Annotated in this window: 19 protein-coding genes; 9 read left to right on the plus strand and 10 right to left on the minus strand. The window is 64.9% G+C overall.

The window, feature by feature from the left end:
* Nucleotides 1-14 precede the first annotated feature (14 nt).
* Nucleotides 15-473 (minus strand): RidA family protein, encoded by a 459-nt coding sequence (locus H9K76_RS05890; protein ID WP_187598703.1) that lies wholly within the window; start codon nt 471-473, stop codon nt 15-17.
* A 226-nt stretch (nt 474-699) separates the two neighbouring features.
* Here H9K76_RS05890 and H9K76_RS05895 point away from each other — a divergent pair, with 226 nt between their 5' ends.
* The 4 genes from H9K76_RS05895 to H9K76_RS05910 all read left to right on the plus strand — a co-directional run bounded on the left by H9K76_RS05895 (nt 700) and on the right by H9K76_RS05910 (nt 7,546).
* Nucleotides 700-3,276 (plus strand): DNA internalization-related competence protein ComEC/Rec2, encoded by a 2,577-nt coding sequence (locus H9K76_RS05895; protein WP_246475337.1) that lies wholly within the window; start codon nt 700-702, stop codon nt 3,274-3,276.
* 107 nt (nt 3,277-3,383) lie between these two features.
* Nucleotides 3,384-4,880 carry a circularly permuted type 2 ATP-grasp protein gene (locus H9K76_RS05900; RefSeq protein ID WP_187598705.1) on the plus strand — a complete coding sequence of 499 codons (1,497 nt, stop codon included), beginning with the start codon at nt 3,384-3,386 and terminating at the stop codon, nt 4,878-4,880.
* Between the two features lies 1 nt (nt 4,881).
* Complete coding sequence (locus H9K76_RS05905) at nt 4,882-5,850, plus strand: alpha-E domain-containing protein (RefSeq protein WP_187598707.1); 969 nt, start codon at nt 4,882-4,884, stop codon at nt 5,848-5,850.
* A gap of 259 nt (nt 5,851-6,109) precedes the next feature.
* On the plus strand, nt 6,110-7,546 hold the full coding sequence (locus H9K76_RS05910) for an NAD-dependent succinate-semialdehyde dehydrogenase (RefSeq protein WP_187598709.1): 1,437 nt from the start codon (nt 6,110-6,112) through the stop codon (nt 7,544-7,546).
* 108 nt (nt 7,547-7,654) lie between these two features.
* On the opposite strand, the gene H9K76_RS05915 is transcribed toward H9K76_RS05910, so the two are convergent.
* The 4 genes from H9K76_RS05915 to H9K76_RS05930 all read right to left on the minus strand — a co-directional run bounded on the left by H9K76_RS05915 (nt 7,655) and on the right by H9K76_RS05930 (nt 12,611).
* Nucleotides 7,655-9,223: a BLUF domain-containing protein gene (locus tag H9K76_RS05915; protein ID WP_187598710.1), complete on the minus strand. Its 1,569-nt coding sequence runs from the start codon at nt 9,221-9,223 to the stop codon at nt 7,655-7,657.
* A gap of 96 nt (nt 9,224-9,319) precedes the next feature.
* Nucleotides 9,320-10,222 carry a sulfurtransferase gene (locus tag H9K76_RS05920; protein WP_187598712.1) on the minus strand — a complete coding sequence of 301 codons (903 nt, stop codon included), beginning with the start codon at nt 10,220-10,222 and terminating at the stop codon, nt 9,320-9,322.
* Nucleotides 10,223-10,402: 180 nt separating this feature from the next.
* Nucleotides 10,403-11,314, minus strand: a complete 912-nt coding sequence (locus tag H9K76_RS05925; RefSeq protein WP_187598714.1) for a DMT family transporter — start codon at nt 11,312-11,314, stop codon at nt 10,403-10,405.
* A gap of 136 nt (nt 11,315-11,450) precedes the next feature.
* A complete protein-coding gene (locus tag H9K76_RS05930) occupies nt 11,451-12,611 on the minus strand; it encodes an aromatic ring-hydroxylating oxygenase subunit alpha (RefSeq protein ID WP_187598716.1) in 1,161 nt (386 codons plus the stop codon).
* A 321-nt stretch (nt 12,612-12,932) separates the two neighbouring features.
* Here H9K76_RS05930 and xseB point away from each other — a divergent pair, with 321 nt between their 5' ends.
* From xseB to H9K76_RS05950, 4 genes are all read left to right on the plus strand, one after another.
* Entirely contained in the window at nt 12,933-13,172 is a 240-nt protein-coding gene (xseB, locus tag H9K76_RS05935; RefSeq protein ID WP_187598718.1) for an exodeoxyribonuclease VII small subunit, read from the plus strand.
* A gap of 8 nt (nt 13,173-13,180) precedes the next feature.
* Nucleotides 13,181-14,089, plus strand: a complete 909-nt coding sequence (locus H9K76_RS05940; RefSeq protein WP_187598720.1) for a polyprenyl synthetase family protein — start codon at nt 13,181-13,183, stop codon at nt 14,087-14,089.
* A 191-nt stretch (nt 14,090-14,280) separates the two neighbouring features.
* Complete coding sequence (dxs, locus tag H9K76_RS05945) at nt 14,281-16,194, plus strand: 1-deoxy-D-xylulose-5-phosphate synthase (protein ID WP_187598722.1); 1,914 nt, start codon at nt 14,281-14,283, stop codon at nt 16,192-16,194.
* A 336-nt stretch (nt 16,195-16,530) separates the two neighbouring features.
* Nucleotides 16,531-17,613, plus strand: a complete 1,083-nt coding sequence (locus tag H9K76_RS05950) for a TRAP transporter substrate-binding protein (protein WP_187598724.1) — start codon at nt 16,531-16,533, stop codon at nt 17,611-17,613.
* 386 nt (nt 17,614-17,999) lie between these two features.
* Here H9K76_RS05950 and H9K76_RS05955 read toward each other — a convergent pair whose 3' ends face one another.
* The 5 genes from H9K76_RS05955 to modA form a co-directional block, all read right to left on the minus strand.
* The gene (locus H9K76_RS05955; protein WP_187598726.1) at nt 18,000-19,835 is read right to left on the minus strand and encodes a TRAP transporter large permease; all 1,836 of its coding nucleotides are present in this window, start codon (nt 19,833-19,835) and stop codon (nt 18,000-18,002) included.
* Between the two features lie 21 nt (nt 19,836-19,856).
* Nucleotides 19,857-20,486 carry a TRAP transporter small permease subunit gene (locus tag H9K76_RS05960; RefSeq protein WP_187598727.1) on the minus strand — a complete coding sequence of 210 codons (630 nt, stop codon included), beginning with the start codon at nt 20,484-20,486 and terminating at the stop codon, nt 19,857-19,859.
* A gap of 190 nt (nt 20,487-20,676) precedes the next feature.
* Nucleotides 20,677-21,777, minus strand: coding sequence for a molybdenum ABC transporter ATP-binding protein (gene modC, locus H9K76_RS05965; RefSeq protein ID WP_187598729.1), 1,101 nt, complete (start codon nt 21,775-21,777; stop codon nt 20,677-20,679).
* Complete coding sequence (modB, locus tag H9K76_RS05970; protein WP_187598730.1) at nt 21,774-22,451, minus strand: molybdate ABC transporter permease subunit; 678 nt, start codon at nt 22,449-22,451, stop codon at nt 21,774-21,776. The genes modC and modB overlap by 4 nt, the downstream gene beginning before the upstream one ends.
* Nucleotides 22,452-22,563: 112 nt before the next feature.
* A complete protein-coding gene (gene modA / locus H9K76_RS05975) occupies nt 22,564-23,337 on the minus strand; it encodes a molybdate ABC transporter substrate-binding protein (protein WP_187598732.1) in 774 nt (257 codons plus the stop codon).
* 74 nt (nt 23,338-23,411) lie between these two features.
* On the opposite strand from modA, the gene H9K76_RS05980 reads away from it, so the two are divergent.
* Entirely contained in the window at nt 23,412-24,194 is a 783-nt protein-coding gene (locus tag H9K76_RS05980; protein WP_246475338.1) for a TOBE domain-containing protein, read from the plus strand.
* The last annotated feature ends 64 nt before the right edge of the window (nt 24,195-24,258 follow it).

Here is a 24,258-nt window from a genome sequence, read left to right on the forward strand (position 1 = left end):
AGGGTCGCTGATCTTCAGTCAGCCAGTTCCGCGATCAGGTCGATCTCGACACAGGCGCCGAAGGGAACCTGCGCCACGCCGAATGCGCTGCGTGCGTGCGAGCCCTTGTCACCGAAGACCTGGGCGAACAGCTCGCTCGCGCCGTTGGTGACCAGGTGCTGCTCGGTGAAGTCGCTGGTGGAGTTCACGAGGCTCATGAGCTTGACGATGCGCTTGACGCGGTTGAGGTCGCCCGTGGCGGCATGCAGTGTGCCCAGCAGGTCGACTGCCACGGCGCGGGCCGCGGCCTTGCCTTCTTCCGTGGTGATGTCGCGGCCGAACTGCGCGGACCAGGGCTTGCCGTCCTTGCGTGCGATGTGGCCACTCAGAAACACCAGGTTGCCGCTCTGCACGAAGGGCACGTAGGCCGCAGCAGGCGTGGCCACGGGCGGCAGGGTGATGTTGAGTTCCTTGAGTTTGTCGTAAACGCTCATGGCGGCAGTCCTTGTTGGATGGGGGTGAATGGGGAGATCGCATGGCTTGCGGACTCCTCTGCTGGACGCGTCGCCCGCTGGCCGGCAGGGGCGTGCAGTCGCCAATGGTACATAGTTGCCGCTGGCTGTTGGGAGAGAAACACGCAATTCCATTTGCGGAGTCATCCCTTGCCGGGCAGTCCGCATGGATCAAGGCGTGGGAAAGGGCAATCCCTAGCATCGCCGGATGCTCTTGCACACCGACATTCCTGCGAGTCACCCGTGCGCGCCATGGGCCGGATCGGCACTCATGATCGGCGTGCTGCTGGGTACGGCGTTTCAGTTGCAGCAGCGCATGCTCTGGAGCGCGGAAGCCTATGTGGCCTGCATGACGGGGGCGGGCGCCATGCTGGCCTGTGCGCTGCTGATGAGGCGGCGGGTGGGGCGGCGGGTGCGATCGGCCGCTGTGCATCCGGTGTGGCTACGCCAGGCCTGGGCGGGGTGGATCGTGGCGCTGGCAGCATTGTCGGCGCTTGCGGTGTTCGGCCAGATCGGATGGCGATCGGCCTCCTTGGCGCAGACCGCATTGAATCCGGACCTGGAGGGCCGGGACCTGCAGGTGGAGGGTGTCGTCGCCGCGATGCCCCAGTCCAGCGAACGCGGCGTGAAGATGCGATTGCGCGTCGAGTCGGCGCGCTGGCGTGGTCAGCCGGTTTCGCTGCCTCGGCTGGTGGACCTGAGCTGGTATGCGCTCGGCATGTGGGACGATGCATCCACTCCAGCGGCCGTGCCGGCGACGCTGCGCGCGGGGCAGCGCTGGGCGTTCGAAGTACGCCTGAGGGCGCCGCATGGCGGCATGAATCCGTTCGGCTTCGACTACGAACTCTGGATGTGGGAGCAGGGCGTCCAGGCCAACGGCTATGTCCGTTCCGGACACGGATCGTCCGCGCCCCGGTTGCTCGATGACTCGGCATGGCGCCATCCCGTCGAGCGAGCGCGTCAGCATGTGCGCGACGCCATTCTCGAGCGCACAGCCTCGCGCTCTCCGCAGGAGCAGGAACGGGAGGGGGACCGGCAGCGTGCTGCCGGCGTGGTGGCGGCGCTGGTCACGGGCGACCAGCGCGTGATCGACCGGCAGGATTGGGATCTCTTTCGCATCACCGGTGTGGCGCATCTGGTCAGCATCTCGGGCCTGCATGTGACGATGTTTGCATGGCTCGCAGCGAAGGTCATCGGTGCGCTCTGGCGTCGTTCCGGCCTCCTGTGCCTGCTTCTGCCGGCACAGTTCGCGAGCCTGTCGGGTGGTGTGCTGCTGGCCGCGATGTATGCGCTGTTCAGCGGCTGGGGCGTGCCGTCGCAGCGCACGGTGTTCATGCTGGGTGTCGTCGCGCTGCTGCGCCTTGGTGGCAAGCGCTGGCCCTGGCCGCAGGTGTGGCTGATCGCCTGTGCCCTGGTGCTGCTGTGGGATCCGTGGGCGATGCTGCAGGCCGGCTTCTGGCTCAGCTTCGTGGCCGTGGGCATGCTGTTCGCGGGTGGCATGCGGTCTCGCGCCATGGCGCATCGGTCTCCGATCGCAACGCTTGCGCTTCACTTGCGGCAGTTGCTGCACCAGCAGTGGATTGTCACGCTGGCCCTGGCACCGCTCTCCCTGCTGATCTTCGGGCAGATGTCGGTGGTGGGGCTGGTGGTCAACCTGCTGGCCATCCCCTGGGTGAGTTTCGTGGTGCTGCCGCTGTCCATGCTCGGCATCCTGTGGAATGGCCTGTGGGTGCCTGCTGTGCTGGCCACGCAGCTCTTCACGGCAACACTGCAATGGTTTGCCAACTGGCCGATGGCGCAGCTTGCTCTGCCCGTGGCGCCGCTGTGGGCGGGCGTGGCTGCAGCGTTGGCAGGCATGCTGCTGGCCTTGCGGCTGCCGTGGCGGGTACGGATGCTCGCGCTGCCTTGCATGGTGCCGCTGCTGTGGTGGTCGCAGGAACGTCCGGAAGCCGGGCGTTTCGATCTCATGGCACTCGATGTGGGACAGGGGCAGGCGGTGCTGGTGCGCACCGCGCGGCATGGCCTTCTCTACGACGCCGGGCCGCAGTATTCGGGCGAGGCCAATGCAGGAGAGCGCATTGTCGTGCCGGTGCTCCACGCCCTTGGCGAGCACATCGACACCCTGGTGCTGAGCCATCGCGATGCCGACCATACGGGTGGCGCTGCTGCCGTACTGGCTGCGCAACCGCAGAGCAGCCTGCTTGCGTCGCTGGAAGGCGGGCACCCGCTTGCGCAACTGCGCGACGTGCAGCCCTGTCTTGCAGGCGGCGAGTGGTCCTGGGACGGCGTGCGCTTCGAGGTGCTGCATCCGCCGCCGGAGCTTGGGCTGAGGTTGGCAGAGGGGCCGATCGAACGCCTGCGGCCCAATGCTGCCAGTTGCGTGCTGCGGGTGACCGATGCGCAGGGCGTCTCGGCGCTGCTGGCAGGGGACATCGAACTGGCGCAGGAGTGGGCGTTGCTGGCCCAGGGGGCGCTCGCGCCGGTGCACCTGCTCCTGGTGCCGCATCACGGCAGCAAGACCTCCTCGAGCGAAGCGTTTCTGGACGCGCTGAAGCCTCGGATCGCCGTGGTGCAGGCCGGTTACCGCAACCGCTTCGGCCATCCCGCACCGGCGGTCATGGGGCGTTATCGCGAGCGCTCCGTCGTGGTTGCCGCAACGCCTGTGTGCGGCGCCGTGCACTGGCGTTCCGATCGGGCGCAGGACGTGGGGTGCGAGCGTGAGCGCACCGCCCGGTACTGGCATCACCGTGTTCCTGCCGAGGGTGCGGGTGCACTGAAATGGTGAGGTCGAGCTATTGAGAGTGATCTAGGGATAGCGCTAATGCTTGGCGAAGGGCAGCCCGGGATTTCAGGCCTGCAACTTGCTATCCTGTGGTCACAGGAGGCTTCTTTATGCTCAGGTTTGACGAAATGTATGCAACGCTTCCTATCGCGGCAGGTGCCGAGCGCGAGCACTACCGGCGCTATGCCCAATGGCTCGCGCGCCAGCCCGACAGCGCGATGCAGGCGCGCCGCGCCGAGGCGGAGATGATCTTCCGGCGCGTCGGCATCACCTTCGCGGTGTATGGCGCCAAGGACGAGGACGGCTCGGGCACCGAGCGCCTGATTCCCTTCGACCTGATCCCGCGCATCATTCCCGCAGATGAATGGCAGCGCATGCGCCAGGGCCTGGAGCAGCGCGTCACCGCGCTCAACCGCTTCATCCACGACGTCTACCACGGGCAGGACATCATCCGCGCGGGCATCGTTCCCGACGAACTGATCAACCGCAACGCGCAGTTCCGCCCCGAGATGGTGCAGGTCGACGTACCCAACGACGTCTACTCCCACATCTCGGGCATCGATATCGTGCGGGCGCCGGACGCCAGCGGCAACGGGGTCTACTACGTGCTGGAGGACAACCTGCGCGTGCCCTCGGGGGTGTCGTACATGCTGGAAAACCGCAAGATGATGATGCGGCTCTTTCCCGAACTGTTCGCGCAGCACAAGGTGGCACCGGTCGCGCACTATCCCGACCTGCTGCTGGACACCCTGCGGGCGAGCGCACCTTCGGCAAGTTCCGAACCGACGGTGGTGGTGCTCACGCCGGGCATGTACAACAGCGCGTATTTCGAGCATGCGTTCCTTGCGCAGCAGATGGGCGTCGAGCTCGTCGAAGGGCAGGACCTGGTCGTCAAGGACAACTTCGTTTTCATGCGCACCACGCGCGGGCTGCAGCGCGTCGATGTGATCTATCGGCGCGTGGACGACGACTTCCTCGATCCCCGCGTGTTCCGCCCCACGTCCACCCTGGGTTGCGCGGGCCTGATGGATGTCTACCGCGCCGGCAATGTGGCGATCTGCAATGCGGTCGGCACCGGCATCGCGGACGACAAGTCGGTCTACCCCTATGTGCCCGAGATGATCCGCTTCTATCTGGGCGAGGAACCCATCCTCTCGAATGTGCCGACGTGGCTGTGCCGCAAGAGCGACGATCTGAAGTACGTGCTCGATCATCTCCATGAACTGGTGGTCAAGGAGGTACACGGAGCGGGAGGTTACGGCATGCTGATCGGCCCTGCCGCGACCCGGGCCGAGATCGAGGAGTTCCGTGCCGCGCTGCTGGCCAACCCGGCCGGCTACATCGCACAGCCGACGCTGTCGCTGTCGAGCTGTCCGACCTATGTGAACTCCGGCATTGCGCCGCGCCACATCGACCTGCGGCCCTTTGTGCTGTCGGGCAAGAAGGTGCGCATGGTCGCGGGCGGGCTCACGCGCGTCGCGCTCAAGGAGGGCTCGCTGGTGGTCAACTCGTCGCAGGGGGGAGGCACGAAGGACACCTGGGTGCTCAATCCCGAGGACGCCCCCGCATCTTCGGCCGCATCGCATAACCAATCGCAGGGAGCCTGACATGTTGAGCCGAACCGCTGACCATTTGTTCTGGATGTCGCGTTACACGGAGCGTGCCGAGAGCACCGCGCGCATGCTCAATGTGAACTACGAGACGTCGCTGCTGCCGCAATCCGCCAGCAAGGCGCAGGAAGGCTGGCTGGGCCTGTTGTCCATCAGCGAGCTGATACCCGACTACACCGCACGCTACGGCGAGATCACGCAGGAGAAGGTGCTCACCTACATGGTGCGTGATGAGCGCAACCCCTCGTCCATCTACTCGTGCATCCAGGCCGCGCGCGAGAATGCGCGTGCGGTGCGCGGGGCGCTGACCACCGAGGTCTGGGAGACGCAGAACCACACCTGGCTGGCCATCCACAAGCACATGCAGGATGGGGCCCTCGAGCGCGACCCGGGGCAGTTTTTCGAGTGGGTCAAGTACCGCTCGCATCTTTCGCGTGGCGTCACGCTGGGCACCATGCTGCATGACGAGGCGTACCGCTTCATGCGGCTTGGTACGTCCCTTGAGCGGGCCGACAACACGGCGCGGCTGCTGGACGTGAAGTTCCATGCGGTGCAGAGCGATTTCCACGGCAGCGTGCGCAATCCCACGCGTGCCACGCCGGAGTTCGACTTCTATCACTGGAGCGCGATCCTGCGCAGCGTCTCCGCATTCGAGATCTACCGCAAGGTCTACCGCGATGTGATCACACCCGAGCGCGTGGCCGAACTGCTGATGCTGCGGGCCGACATGCCGCGCTCCCTGCATTCGAACATGAAGCAGGTGGTGGACAACCTGGCGGCCGTGGCCAACGAGCACTCGGGAGAGACGCAGCGCAAGGCGGGGCGCCTTTTGGCCGACCTGAGCTACGGGAGGATCGAGGAGATTCTGGCCACCGGGCTGCATGCATACCTGACGCAGTTCCTGGATCGGGTGAACGAGCTGGGGTCCCGGATCAGCCGGGACTTCCTGGTGCCTGTGCACCATTGATCGAAAGGGGGGGACTTCTTCCTTGCGGGGGGCGATGCGGTGGAGTGCTCTGCGCTGCGCTTACGTGGAGCTGGATGTGCGGGGGATGAACCGAAGAGGCGGCGACTTCCGCTTCGCCGGTGCGCCGGGGCCGGGTATCTGCCAAGCGGTTCCAGAATGCGCAACCACAATCCAGCACAACCCACCCATCTGTCCTATATTGGCGGGTGAGGCAAATCAGCAAGCCACCAACCCGACACCCAGCACAAGGAGCAAACGCATGAGTTACCCCAATACCCAGCTCTTCATCGACGGCCAATGGCGCGATGCATCCGACGGCAAGTCGCTTGCCGTGTTCAATCCGGCCACCGGCCAGGAAATCGGCCGTGTGGCGCATGCCAACAAGGCGGACATGGATGCGGCGCTTGCTTCCGCGCAGAAGGGCTTCGAGATCTGGCGCGACATGCCCGCGATCGAGCGGGCCAGGACCATGCGCCGCGCAGCCGCGCTGATGCGCGAGCGTGCGGCGGCGATCGGCGAGATCCTCACGCAGGAGCAGGGCAAGCCGGTGATCGAGGCACGTGGCGAGGCTGCGGCCGCGGCCGACATCATCGAGTGGTTCGCCGACGAAGGCATGCGTGTCTATGGCCGCATCGTTCCCTCGCGCAACCTGGCCGTTCGCCAGCTGGTGGTGAAGGACCCCGTGGGGGTCGTGGCGGCATTCACGCCATGGAATTTCCCGATCAACCAGGTGGTGCGCAAGCTGGGGGCCGCCCTGGCTGCGGGCTGCGCGGTGATCGTGAAGGCGCCGGAGGAGACCCCGGCCAGCCCCGCGGAACTGATCAGGGCGTTCGCCGATGCGGGCGTTCCGGCCGGCGTGATCAACCTGCTCTACGGCAACCCGGCGGAAATCTCGGGCTATCTGATTCCGCACCCCGTGGTGCGCAAGGTCACGTTCACGGGCTCCACGCCGGTGGGCAAGCAGCTCGCGGGCCTCGCGGGCCAGCACATGAAGCGCGTGACGATGGAACTCGGCGGCCATGCGCCCGTCATCGTCTGCGACGACGCGGACATCGCGCTTGCCGTGAAGTGCACGGCAGGCGCCAAGTTCCGCAATGCGGGCCAGGTCTGTATTTCTCCCACACGCTTCCTGGTGCATGAGAGTGTGAAGGCCGACTTCGTGGCGGCGCTCACCAAGTATGCGAAGGGCCTGCGGGTGGGCGACGGCCTGGCCGAGGGCACGCAGATGGGCCCCCTGGCCAATCCGCGCCGCGTGACGGCGATGGCCGAGTTCATGGCCGACGCCGTGCAGAGCGGAGCCGAGGTGATGACGGGCGGCGAGCGCATCGGCACCGCCGGCAATTTCTACGCACCGACGATTCTGGACAATGTGCCGCTGACCGCGCGCATCTTCAACGACGAGCCGTTCGGTCCCGTGGCGGCGGTGCGCGGCTTCACCGACCTGAACGAGGCTGTCAAGGAGGCCAACCGCCTTGCGTTCGGCCTCGCGGGCTACGCGTTCACCTCTTCGCTGAAGAATGCCCACCTGCTGTCGCAGCGTGTGGAGGTCGGCATGCTGTGGGTCAATCAGCCAGCCACGCCCTCGGCGGAACTGCCGTTCGGCGGCATCAAGGATTCGGGTTACGGCTCGGAAGGCGGACCGGAGGCGCTGGAGGCCTGCCTGAACACCCGCGCGATCTCGATCACCAACGTGTGATGGACTGCCAGGCCATTGCTGCAACTGCAGCTGTGGCCCGATCCCAGAACGCCTCCAGGGCAGCTTGCCCTGGAGGCGTTGTGCTTTTCCGTGGCTGCCTGCCGTGGGTCAGTCCATCAGGTCGTCGAGGATCAGTCGGCGCAGGGCGGCCAGTGGCAGGTCATCCAGGCGCGCGAAGAGGTACAGCACCAGCGTGGGGTCGAGCGGATGCGGGACCAGGATCTCGTGGTGGTCTGCAAACGTGGTGATCATCTCGCGCAGGTGGCCTTGCCGGGCCTGCGCCTCCAGGTGCGGCATGATGCTCTCGGCCACGGTCTTCAGGGTCGCGGCGGCGGGGGCGTTGTCGGTCTTGGCGGCAAAGTCGCGCGCGCGGGTATCAAGCCAGCCCGCCCAGGCCGTCGTGGCCAGCCCGTACATCAGGCGCTGCAGCATGTCGGTCAGTGCCTCGGGGGAGAGGTCGACCGCGCGCCCGGTCGCAACTGCGGGTGGTGATGCGGGTGGTGATGCGGGGGAGGCCGCCTTTTTCATGGCTTTCGCGGCTTCCTGGGCGACTTCCTCCGGAGGCGCCTCTTCTGCAGGCTCATCGGCAGGCTCTTCAGGCATAGCGACCGGGGAGTGCGTCCTGGTTGCCTGTGGCTTGCGCGATGGCGGCGGAGCAACCACCTCCAGTTCGAGATCGACTTCTGTCAAGGCTTCGACCGGTGCCTGCGCCGCCACGTCGGCAAGGTCCTTCTGCAGCGGGCGTGCGGTGGTGACCAGCTGCTCGTGAATGGCTTTCCAGGTCGGTCCGCCCATGAGCACGGAGCCTCGTGTTTCCGTCGAGGTCAGCCCCGCTTCATCGACCATCTTGTGGAGCATGTCGGACAGCGCCTGGTTGCCGCCCGGCGTGACGAACAGCACGCTCGGCCTGCAGCGCTGGACGACGGGATGCGATAGCGCCCGGGACACAAAGGCGGTGTCGGTGCCCTGGCCGCTGCGGCGCATCAGGAACACCATCAGCTCGATCTTCTCGAGCAGCGGCTGGGACAGCGTGGAGGAGAGCAGGCCTTCGCTGATGCCCACGATGCGCACCGGACCGGCGGAGTCGCCCACCACGTCCGCGTAGTCGAGTGGATAGCTGTCCGCATCCTTGCCGGTGCTGGACATCTTGAGCGCGCAGGCCTGCGTGCCGAAGCGCTCCGACAGATGGCTGAAGATCGGGTTGAACCACAGCACGGAATTGCTGAAGATCGCCACCTGCCGCACCGGCTGATGCGTGCTCGACTGCTTGGCCGAGCGGTTGGGGGTGAGGAAATACCTGAACGGATCGGCGGCATCGCCGGGATCTTCGTCGAGAAAGCGCCGGGTTTCCGCGAGCCGCTGGGCCGCATCCGCGCGGTGCTTGGCGCCGTGCGATATCACGACGTTCCATTGCTGGTAATGGCGCTGCGAGGCGGAGCGCTCGAACAGGATCGAGGGCGACTCCTGATCCCAGAATGCCGCAATGCGGCCCACCATGTTCTGCACCGCGGCGTCTTCTCCTTCCAGGACGTGGAGGAAGTAGCCGTCGGAGATGGCAAGCAGACCTGTGAGCTCGTTGCGTTTCGCAAAATCTTCGCACGCGGCCAGCAGGCTGTCCGTGGGGAGGGCAACCTTGCCCTGGCGCGCGGCTTTACCAAAATAGCAGACTACTTGCATGGCTATGGAGCGAGTGAGCTTCAGAGGTATCGCTGGATTTCAAAGCGTAACCCAAAGATACACCTAAATACCTCGGGGACCGCGAATTCACAAAGGTTAATTTTTTTCCACCGGCCTTTGCGGATTACTGCACCAATCACTCCAGCTACCTGCATACAGCGCGCCGCGTCCCAAACCAGCCACCTCCATGGCGATCAAATTGGGCAATGCGCTGACACCGCTGCCACATTGGTGAACCACATTGTCTGGTGAACGTCCTTGCAGCAAATCGCTGAATTCCTCGCGCAGCTGATTGGCAGGCTTGAATTTCCCATCTGCTCCGATATTGCTGGTAAACGGGCGATTCAAGGCGCCCGGAATATGACCCGCCACGGGATCCAGGGGCTCGACCTCGCCGCGATAGCGCGCCGGCGCACGCGCGTCAACCACGGTCTGGCTGCCGGTGCCGAGCTGCAGGAGCACATCGTCCGCATTCACCAGCCGGACCAGTGGCGCCTTGAGCTCGAAATTACTCTGAAAGTGGTTGGTTGCTTCGCCCGAGCCCATCGCATTGCCGGCTGCCCGCCATGCCTGCAGGCCGCCATCGAGCACTGCCACGGCCTCGTGGCCCGCCCACTTGAGCATCCACCAGAGGCGGCCGCAATAGTTGGCACCATTGCGGTCATAGACCACAGCCTGCATATCGTTGGAGAAGCCGATTTCGCTCAGCCACATCGAGAAACGCTCGCGGTTGGGCAGCGGATGGCGACCTCCGGAGGCGGGCTGATCCGCCTCCCCAGCCACAATGACCGAGCCGTCCGCACCCGGGCTGCCATGCCGTGCGCTGAGATTTTTGTCCAGATCGGCGTGAATTGCACCGGGAATATGTGAAGCGAGAAACTGTGATTCACCCCACCCCGGGTTCATAAGATCAAAAGAGCAATCAAACACCATAAGTGGTGAGCCACTCTCTATCAGCTTTTTCAATTCAGCAACTTGAATCAATGTCGTGTATGTCATATTCGCGCTTGTCGAGAGAACGGATGAATTTGTCTGGATATTGGCCGCTGCACCAATTGCCTGCTGTCACCATTTTGACGCGAATCCCGCATGAATATCGGCTGAGGGAGGTCGCTGGAGCGAAATTCGAGGCTTATTCCAAGCCCCAAGCCCCCGACCCTCAGAGCTTGCGGCACGGGCTCATACTTCTTCGTTCGGTGCATCGGGCGCGCTGCGTGCACGCAACACGGTGGCCGTGATGCCGCTGGCGATGATCAGGAACATGCCCGCCCACCCCAGTGGCGGAATGATGTCGCCGAAGAACACCATGCCCGAGATGGCTCCGAAGATGATGCCGGAGTACTGCAGGTTCGCCACGACCAGCGTCTCGCGTGATGTCTTGGCCTGCGCATAGGCTTTGGTCAGGCACAGTTGCGCGATGGAGGCCAGCACGCCGATCGGGATCAGCCACAGCGTGTTCCAGCCAGCCCACGGGGAGATGCCCGTCACCATCATGGTCACCGCCCCCGCCGCTGCCGAGCCCATGGCGAAATAGAACACGGTGCGGGTTTCGGGCTCGCCGATGCGCGAGAGGGCGACCACCTGCATGTAGGCAAATGCCGAGGCCATGCCCGACATGAGGCCGAGCATGCCGGCGAAGGCCTGCTCCTGCTGGATGCTGGGGCGCAGGAGCAGCACGACGCCGATGAAGCCGACGATGATGGTTCCGACCAGCGAGCCCTGCAGTGGCGGGCGGGGCGCTTCGGGAGACGGGCGCCAGGCCCAGAGTGCGGCCCCCATCAGGAACACGGCGATCCAGACGCTGCTCATGTAGTTGAGCGTCATGGCGGTGGCGAGCGGCAGATGGGCGATCGCATAGAACCAGGCCACGAGCGAGGTCACGCCGATCAGGCTTCGCCAGGCGTGCATGCCGGGGTAGCGGGTTTTCAGCGAAGTGCCCTGCCGGCGCGCCAGCCAGATCATCATCGCCATCCCGATCACGCCGCGATAGAACACCATCTCGCCCGGATTGAAGTAGGGCGACGCGGCCTTGATGCAGACCCCCATGCTGGCGAAGAAGAAGGCGGCCAGGACCATCCAGAGGGCATGCATAGCGTCGGAGTATTCGTTGCGGACAAAAAAATGCCAGTGCCTTCCGTGAAAAGAAAGAACACTGGCTTGGGCCCGCCGATCTTACGGCGAATATGCCGAAGAGGACGCGAGAGCCGTGGAATCGTGGATTTCGCGCTCAGCGGCGCGCGGCGGATGGATCTCCGTTCAGCATGTCTCCCATGCGCGAGCGATACCATTCGTGGAAGTGCTGCATGCCATCCTCCATCGGGCTCTGGTAGGGGCCGACCTCGTTGTCGCCACGCTCGAGCAGCGCCTTGCGGCCCGCGTCCATGCGCTCGCCGATCTCGTCGTCCTCGATGGCGGTTTCCATATAGGCGGCCTTCTGCGCTGCCACGAACTCAGGCTCGAACGCGACGATTTCCTCGGGGTAGTAGAACTCCACGACATTCATCGTCTTGGTCGGGCTGACCGGATGCAGCGTCGAGACCGTGAGCACGTGGGGGTACCACTCCACCATGATATGGGGATAGTAGGTGAGCCAGATCGCTCCGCGCTCGGGCAGCTTGCCGTCACGGTACTGCAGCAGCACGTCGTGCCAGGTCCGGTAGACCTCGGAGCCAGGCTTGCCAAAGGTCGGCGCGACGCCCACGGTCTGCACCGAATACTCCTTGGCGAACTCCCACTTCAGGTCGTCGCAGGTCACGAAGTTGCCGAGGCCCGGATGGAACGGACCGACGTGGTAGTCCTCCAGATAGACCTCGATGAAGGTCTTCCAGTTGTAGTTGCACTCGTGCATCTCGACGTGGCTGAGCACGAACCCGTCGAAGCTCAGCTCCGACAGCGGGCCCATGCCGGCCAGATCGGCACGCACGTCGCGGCCGTTGCGCGTCTCGAACAGCAGGCCGTTCCATTCCTGGAGCTGGTAGTTGTTGAGGCTCAGGCACGGGTCGTGCGCGAAGTGCGGCGCACCCAGCAGTTCGCCGCTGGGACTGTAGGTCCAACGGTGCAGCGGGCAGACGATGTTGCCGCCCGCATGGCCTTTGCCATGGCCTTGCAGCGAGCCACGCCCCTTGAGCATGACGGCCTGGCGGTGGCGGCACACATTGGAGATCAGTTCGACCTGGCCCTGCGCGTTGCGCACCAGCGCGCGGCCTTCTCCCTCCTGGGGAAGCGCGTAGTAGTCACCCGGGTTGGGTACGGCGAGTTGATGCCCCACATAGCGGGGAGCTGACTGGAAGATGGTCTCCAGCTCGCGCTGGAAGAGCGCCTCGTCGAAGTAACTGGAAACTGGAAGTTGGCTTGCGGCCTGCTGCAGTTGAAGACTTAAATCAGACATGGGGGACCTGACCTAAAGACTCCCCACAGGGAGGGGTGCGCGTTCGCACCGACGGAAAAAAACGAAACCGGCCCAGGGACAGTGATCCATAGCCGGTTCGTGACGGAAATGGGATTATAGGCGGTGGGGTTATTTCCGGAGTCCAAGTAAGTGTATTGAGCCGATCCGGCGCGGCCGGCGGGCGATGGCAGCACCGGCGGCCTCCTGTTCTCTTCGAGCGAACGGGCAAATCACCTTAAACACTCATTCCGCTGACGCCCTCGGAGTGCAGCGCCTAAAATGGCCCGTTTTCCCTACTTGCGTTCAGCGCCCATCTTACCCATGCCCAAGGCCCCAGCCGCAGCAGACTCCAAGGATCCCGTCAGCTATGAAGCTGCACTGCAGGAGCTGGAGGAACTCATCGAGCGCATCGAATCCGGCGACATGCCGCTCGAGCAGATGCTTGCCGGATATCAGCGCGGCGCCAGCCTGCTGGCATTCTGCCGCGCGCGTCTCGACGCGGTTCAGGATCAGATCAAGGTCCTCGACGAAGGCAAGCTGCAGGCGTGGACGCAGGAGTGACGCAGAAAATGGATTCCGCAGTGGTGCTTGCACAAGATTTTGATTTCGATGCCTGGCAGCGCGTGCAGCGCGACGAGGTGGAAGACTGCCTTTCGCGCTGGGTGAGCCCCGAGGCGCCCGCGGGCCTGGGCGAGGCCATGCGCTATGCCGTGCTTGACGGTGGCAAGCGGCTGCGTCCGCTGCTGGTGCTGGCCGCTTCCGAGGCCGTGGGCGGCCTGCGCGAGGCCGCGTTGCGCGGCGCCTGCGCTGCCGAGCTGATCCACGCTTACTCCCTGGTCCACGACGACATGCCCTGCATGGACAATGACGTGCTGCGAAGGGGCAAGCCCACGGTGCACGTGCAGTTCGGCGAGGCCGAGGCCTTGCTGGCGGGAGATGCATTGCAGGCCCTGGCCTTCGAACTTCTCACACCCGAGACCGGAGTGCCTGCCGCGATGCAGGCCACGCTGTGCCGCATGCTGGCGCGTGCGGCCGGCGCCGACGGCATGGCGGGCGGGCAGGCCATCGACCTGGCGAGTGTCGGCAAGATGCTGACCGAAGACCAACTGCGACGGATGCACCGCCTCAAGACGGGCGCGTTGCTGCGTGCCTGCGTGGTCATGGGTGCCGCGTGCGCGGACGCCGCGGAGGATGCGCGCGAGGCGCTGGCGGAATACGGCGCGGCCATCGGGCTGGCATTCCAGGTGGTCGACGACATCCTGGATGTGATCGCCGATTCCGCCACACTGGGCAAGACCGCAGGCAAGGATGCCGCAAGCGACAAGCCCACCTATGTGTCGCTGCTGGGCCTTGAGCCCGCGCAGCGATATGCCGAAGAGCTGCGCGAAGCGGCCCACGCGGCATTGGCCCGCTCGGGGCTGTCCGACACACGGGCATTGGCCGCACTGGCCGATGCGGTGGTGCGCCGCAGCCACTGACAGCACTGGCGAGACCCTTGCAGCGATGCCATTCCGAACCGCACTCATGCTCCCTCCGGCCGCCTGCCTCGCCGGCACGCGCGGTGCCTGGGCGCATGCGGTTCAGCCCGAGAAGATAGAACAACGCCCCTTCGGCACGCGCACCGCGCAGAGCCGATAACCGGGCGAGAACGAAGGCTGGAAGCCCCACTATGTCCACGAATTCCTATCCCCTTTTGACGACTGTGAACGACCCGGCCGACCTGCGCCGGCTTTCGCGCGCGGATCTCAAGACGCTCGCCAACGAGTTGCGGGCGTTCGTGCTGGAGAGCGTGTCGAAGACGGGCGGCCACCTCTCGTCGAACCTCGGCACGGTCGAGCTCACCGTGGCGCTGCACAAGGTGTTCAGTACGCCGCAGGATCGCATCGTGTGGGACGTGGGTCACCAGTCCTATCCCCACAAGATCCTCACCGGGCGCCGCGACCGCATGCCGTCGCTGCGTCAGCTGGGCGGTCTGTCCGGATTTCCGCTGCGCACGGAAAGCGAATACGACACCTTTGGCACGGCGCATTCGAGCACCAGCATTTCCGCTGCGCTCGGCATGGCGCTGGCCTCCAAGCAGAAGGGCGAGAACCGCTTCGGCATCGCGGTGATCGGCGACGGCGCGATGACGGCCGGTATGGCGTTCGAGGCTCTCAACAACGCGGGCGTGGCCGATGCGAACCTGCTGGTGATCCTGAACGACAACGACATGAGCATCAGCCCACCGGTGGGTGCACTGAACCGTTATCTGGCGCAACTGATGAGCGGCCAGTTCTATGCGAAGGCGCGCGACGTGGGCAAGCAGGTGCTCAAGCCCGTGCCGCCGCTGCTCGAACTGGCCAAGCGCCTGGAGCAGCAGGCCAAGGGCATGGTGGTGCCGGCCACGCTGTTCGAGAAGTTCGGCTTCAACTACATCGGCCCGATCGATGGACATGACCTGGACTCGCTGATTCCCACGCTCGAGAACATCAAGAGCCTGAAGGGCCCGCAATTCCTGCATGTGGTCACGAAGAAGGGCCAGGGCTACAAGCTGGCCGAAGCCGATCCGGTGGCCTATCACGGTCCGGGCAAGTTCGATCCGGCCGTGGGCCTGGTCAAGCCCGCCACGCCCTCCAAGCAGACCTTCACCCAGGTCTTCGGCGACTGGCTGTGCGACATGGCGGCCCAGGATTCGCGCCTGGTCGGCATCACGCCCGCCATGCGCGAGGGCTCGGGGCTGGTGGAGTTCGAGCGCAGGTTTCCCAAGCGCTACTACGACGTGGGCATTGCCGAGCAGCACGCGGTCACCTTTGCCGCGGGCATGGCCTGCGAAGGCGTGAAGCCGGTGGTCGCGATCTATTCGACCTTCCTGCAGCGCGCCTATGACCAGCTGATCCACGACGTGGCCCTGCAGAACCTGCCCGTGGTGTTCGCTCTCGACCGCGCAGGTCTGGTGGGCGCCGATGGCGCCACGCACGCGGGTGCCTATGACATTGCCTTCGTGCGCTGCATTCCCAACATGAGCATGGCATGCCCTGCCGACGAGCGCGAATGCCGCCAGTTGCTGACCACCGCCTACGAGCAGGACCATCCCGTGGCGGTGCGCTATCCACGTGGTGCGGGTGTAGGCGTGAAGCCTCTCGAGGACCTCTCTTCCCTGCCATTCGGCAAGGGCGAAGTGCGCCGCGAGACGCAGTCCGCCGAGGCGGGCAGGCGCCTTGCGATCCTTGCCTTCGGCACGTTGCTGTACCCGGCGCTCGAAGCCGCGCAGGCACTCGATGCCACGGTCGTGAACATGCGCTGGGCCAAGCCGCTCGACACGGAGCTGCTGCTCGAGATCGCCCGCACGCATGACGAGATCGTCACAGTGGAAGAGGGCTGCATCATGGGTGGTGCCGGCAGTGCCGTGCTCGAGGCGCTGAATGCGGCCGGCGTGGTGCGTCCGGTGCTCCAGCTCGGTCTGCCGGATGCCTTCATCGAGCATGGCGATCCGGCCAAGCTGCTGTCGCTGCAGGGGCTCGACGCGGCGGGCATCCAGGCGTCGATCGAGAAGCGTTTCGGTGCACGCCGCTCCGTGGCAGCCGCCACGCCCAAGGTCGCCTGACCGCGCAGGCAAACGAGACGGCGAAGACGGCGCGGGCCCTCCCGCAATTCCGAGTCACTTGCAACCCGCTCCGGGCAACTGGCGGCGGGTTGTGTTTTTTCGGCCCGGCACAAGTCGAAAAAATGCAGAAGTTGTAGCAACGGAGTACCACACGCAGGGGAAAACCCCCTCTGAGCGCACTCGACATTTTTTTAGAATCTGACAACTCATTTGCGCGTGCCATCGTCTACATTTTTCGAGTGCGCGCGCGATGTGCTGTACGTAGGTGCCGGTCGGGCAGTCAGTCATTGCGTCGCACGCCGCACCAACTCAACTACATTGTTCGGAGAGAAATCCATGGATCGTCGTTCCATCATCAAGCAGGCCGGTATTGCTGGCGTGCTCGCAGCCGGTGTTGCACCAGCCGTTCACGCGCAGGCCGCCGTGCGCTGGCGCCTGGCATCGAGCTTCCCCAAGTCGCTGGACACGATCTTCGGCAGCGCCGAGAAGATGTCGGCCGCCGTCAAGGCCATGTCGGGCGGCAAGTTCGAGATTTCCGTGCACCCCGCTGGTGAACTGATGCCCGCTTTCGGCGTGGTGGATGCGCTGCAGGCCGACACCATCGACATGGCCGAATCTGCGGCCTACTACTTCACCGGCAAGGACCCGATCTTCGCCTTCAGCTGCGCGGTGCCGTTCGGCCTGACCACGCTGCAGATGAATGCGTGGAAGGACCATGGCAACGGCCGCAAGCTGCTGGACGCGTTCTTCGAGAAGTACAACTTCCGCACCTTCAGTGCCGGCAACACCACCACCCAGATGGGTGGCTGGTACCGCAAGGAAATCAAGGGCGTGGCCGATCTCAAGGGCCTGAAGATGCGCCTGGGCGGCGGCGTGTTCGGCGAGGCGATGGCCAAGCTGGGCGTGGTCGGCCAGAACATGCCCGCGGGTGACGTGTACCAGGCTCTGGAAAAGGGCACGCTGGACGCCGTGGAGTTCGTCGGTCCCTACGACGACGAGAAGCTGGGCTTCAACAAGGTGGCTCCGTACTATTACTACCCAGGCTGGTGGGAAGGTTCCGCCGACCTGGAGTTCTTCGTCAACCGCAAGAAGTTCGATGCGCTGTCGCCGGAGAACAAGGCCATCCTGGAAGCCGCAACGCGTTGGGCTGCGATGGACATGACCTCCAAGTACCAGACCGTGAACCCGATCGCCATCAAGCGCCTCGTGGCCAACAAGACGCAGCTGAAGGCTTTCCCGAAGGCCGTGATGGATGCGGGCTTCAAGGCTTCGATGGAAGTGTTTGCCGAGCACGAAGCCAAGTCGCCGGAGTTCAAGAAGATCCACCAGGACATGCGTGCTTTCCAGCGCGACCAGATCCTGTGGAATCGCTTCTCCGAATTCCCGTTCAACCAGTACATGAACTCGGTGAAGATCTAAGTTCTTCTCCACGTCATCAAAAGCGGTGGGCCCCAGCGGCTCACCGCTTTTTTTCTTCCCGGAATACCGGGTTCTATGTGTAGCGTGACGAAGGGGTTCGCGGCGCTTGCGGTGAGAGTCTTCGTTTGGAAGTGCTGATATGGCCCCTCATACTTTGTTGCAAAGGCTTGCCGTACGCTTGTACTGTCTGCGCCTTTGCGTCGCGTCTGAGGGGCCATCTCAGCATTGGGGTGGGCAGTTCAGGGCGGGCGCGCGCTGCTCAGGTCGTCGTTTGGACAACCTCGTGCTCATTCCGACAATGCGTGATGAATAAAAAACCTCCGGTGCCGGGAGAGGTCCGGCGCCGGAGGTTTGCGGTGAGCCTTGGGGCAATCAGCGAGAGGCCGTTACTTCGCCTCGCTCGCGGCGCCTGCGGATTCCTGCAGCGCCTTCATCGGATCGTCCGAGCCGTAGCCTCCCTCGGCCGGGGCGGCAGGTTCTTCTGCCGAGGCCGCGCCGTCGGGTTGCTCGGCTGCTGTGGGCTCGTCATTGCCGTAGGTATCTCCGTCGGAGCCGCTGCCGTAGCCTTCGCTTCCTTCCAGCTGCTGCAGCATCTCGGTTCCCACGGCGTTCATGTCCACCTTCTCGGCCTTGTCGAGCGCACCGGTGACGATGCCCGGGAACGCGATCAGCGTGCCCACCATGATCAATTGGATCAGCACGAACGGGACGGCACCCTTGTAGATCTGCATGGTCGTCACGGGCTGGATGACCTTGCCGGTCACGCGGTCCACGTACTGCTTGTCCGGTGCGACGGAGCGCAGGAAGAACAGCGCGAAGCCGAATGGCGGATGCATGAACGAGGTCTGCATGTTCACGGCCAGCAGCACGCCGAACCAGATCAGGTCGATGCCCATCTTGTCGGCCACGGGGCCGAGCAGCGGAACGACGATGAACGAGAGTTCGAAGTAATCCAGGAAGAACGCCAGGAAGAAGATCATCACGTTCACGACGATCAGGAAGCCCACCTGTCCGCCGGGCAGGCCGGTCAGCAGGTGCTCGACCCACTTCGGACCATCCGCGGCCTGGAACACCAGGCTGAAGGTGGTCGCGCCGATCATGATGAACATGACGAAGCTCGCGAGCTTGGTGGTCGATGCCAGGGCCTGCTTGAGCAGGGACATGTCCAGGCGCTTGCGCACGAAGCCCATGATCAGCGCGGCCATCGCGCCCATCGCACCGCCTTCGGTCGGCGTGGCGATGCCCAGGAAGATCGTGCCCAGCACCAGGAAGATCAGCAGCAGCGGCGGAATCAGCACGAAGGTCACGCGTTCGGCCAGCTTGGAGAGCAGCCCCAGCTTGAGCAGCTTGTTCACGCTGGCGATCACGAATGCGATGAACGTGCCGCCGCACATGGCCGTGACCACCTTTTCATCGGTGGGCACGTCCAGCACTTCCTTGCCCTGCCACCAGGTGTGCAGGTCGGCCATGTGGCCTGCCAGCAGGATCGCGACGGCGGTGGAGACCGCCATGACCACGGCCAGCGAGGTGTAGCCGGCGTTGCCGTTTTCCTCGCGGTAGATGCGCGCCTCGGGCGGCAGTGCGGGCACGGTGTGCGGCTTGAAGATCGCGAGGATCACCACCCACAGGACATACAGGCCCATCAGCATGAAGCCGGGAATGAATGCGCCCTTGTACATGTCGCCCACGCTGCGGCCGAGTTGGTCGGCCATCAGGATCAGAACGAGCGAGGGCGGGATGATCTGGGCCAGCGTGCCCGATGCGGCAATCACGCCGGCGGACAGCGGACGGTCATAACCATAGCGCAGCATGATGGGCAGCGAGATCAGGCCCATCGAGATGACCGATGCGGCCACCACACCCGTCGTGGCAGCCAGCAGGGCGCCCACGAAGATCACGGCCAGGGCCAGGCCGCCGCGCAGCGGGCCGAACACCTGGCCGACGGTGTCGAGCAGGTCCTCGGCCATGCCGCTGCGCTCCATGATCAGCCCCATGAGGGTGAAGAACGGAACCGCGAGCAGGGTATCGTTGGCCATGATGCCGATGAGGCGCTGGGGCAGCCAGGCCATCACGGACGAAGGGAACACGCCGAGTTCGATGCCGAGGAAACCGAAGGCCAGCCCTGCAGCACCCAGGCTGAATGCCACCGGGAAGCCCAGCAGCAGGAACACGATCAGGCCCGCGAACATGATCGGGGCGTAGTTGGTGGTAATGAATTCCATTGTGGTTGGCTCCTGCGGCGTTCAGTGCTTGGCAGGAGCAGCCATGGCGGCGGCTGCTTCGGCTTCTTTGCGTTCGGCTTCGGCGCGCAGCACCTCGGCCAGTTCCTGCTCTGCGCTCTTGTCGGAGAGCTTGCCCATGGGGTCGGGGCCGTCGCCGGTCAGGAAGGCGATGCGCTTGATGAGTTCGGAGATGCCCTGCAGCATCAGCAGCGTGATACCCACGGGAATGGCGGCCCACACGGGCCAGCGGATCAGGCCGCCGGGGTTGCCCGACATTTCGCCCGAGGTGTACATCTGCATGACCACCGGCCAGCTCAGGTACAGGATGGTCACGCACAGCGGCGTGAGGAAGAAGGCGAAGCCGATGATGTCGATCCACACCTGGGTCTTCTTCGACAGGCGGCTGTTCACCACGTCGATGCGCACATGCTCGCGATGCAGCAGCGTGAAGCCGGCGGCGATCAGGAACGACCATGCGAACAGATACCACTGGACTTCCAGGAAGCCGTTCGAGCTGAAGTCGAACACCTTTCGGATGATGGCATTGACGGCGCTGACGAGGGTGGCGGCAAAAATCAGCCAGATTGAGTATTTGCCGATGAAGGCATTGAGCCTGTCGATGGCTCTTGATAGTGCTAGTAAAGCCTGCATTTGGTCTCCGGGAAAGGCTTGGCGCCAGACACGAGCGCCCCTCCTCGATCAGAGGCAAGGGGATGTGGCCGGCGCGGATCGCAATTGTAGGTAACAGTCTAAGGATTGGCTTACGTCTTGATGACAGTGCAATCCCTACACTCTTCCCTCGCGATCTCAGGTATTAATAGTTTTGTTCTTTCGTCCAGGCTCAATCCAGGAGCAGGACGGCCTTGATCTGGGCGTGGATGGCCTCGCCGACCGCGAGCCCCAACTGCCTGCATGAACGCCGGGTGATGCGCGCGAGGAGTGTCGTGCCGGATGCGTCGAGCTCGACCAGCATCTGGCCCGGGCCCTCGTCCGTGATGGAGGCGATGCGGGCCGGCAGCGTGTTCAGCACGCTGCTGTCCTTGGCCGGGGAGCGTGTGAGGCTGACCTCGCGGGCCATGATGCGCACGCGCAGAACATCGCCCACCGCATGTTCACGGGCCGTGGGCAGGTGCAGGGGGCCGGCCTGGCTGTGCAGCGTGAGCAGCTGGTCGGCACGGTCGTAGCCCGCTACGGTCGCAACGACCAGTGCGCTGGCCGTGTCGCCATGGGCCAGGGGCAGGTCGAGGCGCGACATGAGTGTTTCGGTGGGGCCGCTTGCCAGTACGCGGCCGGACTCCATCAGCACCATGTGCGAGGCCAGGCGCGCGACTTCGTCGGGCGAATGGCTCACATAGATGATGGGGATGTCGAGCGACTGGTGCAGCCGGTCCAGGTACGGCAGCACCTCGAGCTTGCGCTGGGCGTCGAGTGCCGCGAGCGGCTCGTCCATCAGCAGCACATGGGGGCTCGCGGCCAGCGCGCGGGCGATGGCCACGCGCTGGCGTTCGCCTCCGGAGAGCGTGTCGGGCCGGCGATCCATCATCCCGGTAATGCCCAGCAGATCGACGGCCTGCTCGAGCGCCACGCGCCGTTCGGCAGCGGGCGTGCGGCGCATGCCGTAGGCGATGTTGCGCCGCACGTCCAGGTGGGGGAACAGGCTGGCTTCCTGGAACACATAGCCCAGCCGGCGTCGGTGCGTCGGCAGCCAGATGCGGCGTGCGTCGTCCTGCCACACCTCGTCGTTCACGACCATGCTGCCGCCTGCGCGCTCAAGGCCCGCCATCGCGCGCAGGCAACTGGTCTTGCCGCAGCCCGAGGGGCCGAACAGCGCGGTCACGCCATGGCCCGGCAGGTCCAGGTCGACATCGAGCTGGAAGCTCGCCCGCGCAAGCGTGAAGGACGCGCGCAGGCGTTGGGCTGTGGTGTGGCTGGGCTGGTTCATGAGCGGGACTGCGGACGCTGCAGCAGGTGGATGGCCAGCAACACGAGGAACGAGAACACCACCATGCCCGCGGCCAGCCAGTGGGCCTGCGTGTATTCGAGTGCCTCGACGTGGTCGTAGATCTGCACCGAGACCACGCGCGTCTGGCCGGGGATGTTTCCGCCAAGCATCAGCACCACGCCGAACTCTCCTACCGTGTGCGCGAATGTCAGCACGCCCGCCGTGAGAAAGCCGTTGCGGGCCATGGGGGCGGCGACGGAGAAGAACCGGTCCAGCGGCGCGGCGCCCAGGGTGGCGGCCACTTCCATCGGGCGCCTGCCGAGCGACTCGAACGCACGCTGCAGCGGCTGCACGGCAAAGGGCATCGAATAGATCAGGGAGCCGATCAGCAGGCCGTTGAAGGTGAAGGGCAGCAGCTTCAGCCCCATGGATTGCATGAGCTGCCCGACGAATCCCTGCGGGCCCAGCAGGATCAGCAGGTAGAAGCCGATCACCGTGGGCGGCAGCACCAGCGGCAGCGCCACCACGGCGGAGATCGGGGCCCGCCAGCGCGAGGACGTGTGGGCCAGCCACCATGCAACGGGCGTGCAGAGCACCAGAAGAAGGATCGTCGTGAGCCCGGCAAGCTTCAGCGTGAGCAGGACGGCTTGCCAGTCTTCGGCGGTGAAATGCATGGCGCGGTGACGGTGAGGCGGTGTCGGGTGGTCGAGGAAGCGCGGAGGAGGTTTCGTGGTGCGAAGTATCCCTCATCCGGCAATGCTGGGAGCATCAACACGCTCCCGCGGCTCAGAAGCCGTAGCCGTAGGTCTTGATGACCGCGCGTGCCTCGTCGCTGCGCAGGTACTTGAGCAGTTCCTTCGCCGTGTCGTTGGCCTCGCCCTTGTTCAGCAGCACGGCGTCCTGGCGGATGGGCTCGTGCATGCTCTCCGGAACGATCCAGTACGAGCCCTTGCTGACCTTGCCGTCCACCATCACCTGCGACAGTGCGACGAAGCCGAGCGGTGCGTTGCCGGTGGCGACAAATTGGTAGGTCTGGCCGATGTTTTCGCCGGTCACGACGCGGGGCTTGATCGTCTCAGTGAGCTTGAGCCTGTCGAGTGCCTCCATGGCGGCCGCGCCATAGGGGGCCAGCTTGGGGTTGGCGATCGCGATGTGGTCGAACTGCGTGTTCAGCACCTTGCCCTCGCTGTCGACGTAGTTGTCACGCGGGCTCCAGAGCACCAGTTGGCCGATGGCGTAGGTATAGCGGGTTCCCTTGACGGCCTTGCCTTCCTTCTCCAGCTTTTCGGGCGTGGTGTCGTCGGCAGCCAGCAGCACGTCGTAGGGAGCGCCGTTGACGATCTGTGCATAGAACTTGCCGGTTGCACCGGAGGAGATCACCACCTTGTTGCCGGTCTGCTTCTCGAACATCGCCCCCAGCTTCTGCATGGGGGCCGTGAAGTTGGCTGCCACGGCCACGGCCACCTCGCCGGCGTGCGCCGCAGGCAGCAGCGCCAGTGCGAGTGCGGCCTGTGCGATCAGCTTCAGGGAAAGGGTGGTGCGGGTGCGTTGGCTTGTCATGCGATGTTCCTTGATTCGTTATTCCATAATTGAACAACGTTGAGTATATGCAAAGACACGGCATGATGGCGCCCATGCAGACAAATCACCGCGAACCCTCCTTTGTGGAAGCCCTGGGGCATGTGCAGTCGGACCGGCGCATCGACATTCTTCGGCAGATCGGCGAACTGGGCTCCATCTCCAAGGCCGCGCGCGCCGTGGGCGTGAGCTACAAGGCGGCCTGGCAGGCCGTGGATACGCTCACCAATCTGGCGGGCGTGGCCTTGCTCGACCGTGCCGTGGGTGGCCGAGGCGGCGGCGGTGCACGCCTCACCGATGCGGGCGTGCAGCTCCTGGCGGCGGCGCAGGCGCTCAAGATCGCCCGCAGCGACGCGGTGCAGCACATGCAGGAACGGCCCGCGCTGCCGGCCGGGGCGGCGCAGCGACTGGCTGTGCGCACCAGCATGCGCAACCAGTGGCCCTGCGTGGTCAGGGACATGGATGTGCAGGGGCAGATCGTGCGCGTCGTGCTCGAAGGCGCGGCGTCGCCCGAGTTTCACGTCTGCGCGCGTATCACGCGCGAGAGCGCCGAGTTGCTGGGCCTTCAGAACGGCGTGGCCGTGCAGGCACTGTGCAAGGCCACCGCGGTGCACGCGCAGGCCCTGCCGACCGGCGGGCCGGTGGAGGCCTACGGTGTGAACCGCTGGAGCGGCTCCGTGACGCGCGTCTCGCGCGGGGGATTGGGCGACGAGGTCTCGGCCACGCTCGGCACGGGCCTGCAGATCGTGGGATTCTCCGAGCCGGGCGCGGGCCTGCGGGCTCGCTCCCGCGTGGTCCTGAAGGTGGACGAGTCGGCGGTGGTTCTTGCGCTCAGTTGAGCCGTACCTCGATCCATCAGAGGAGCGCGAGCAGGGCGCTGAGGGCGCCGAATTGACACATTGG

The sequence above is a fragment of the Diaphorobacter ruginosibacter genome (genome assembly GCF_014395975.1).
GTDB classification, from domain to species: domain Bacteria; phylum Pseudomonadota; class Gammaproteobacteria; order Burkholderiales; family Burkholderiaceae_C; genus Diaphorobacter_A; species Diaphorobacter_A ruginosibacter.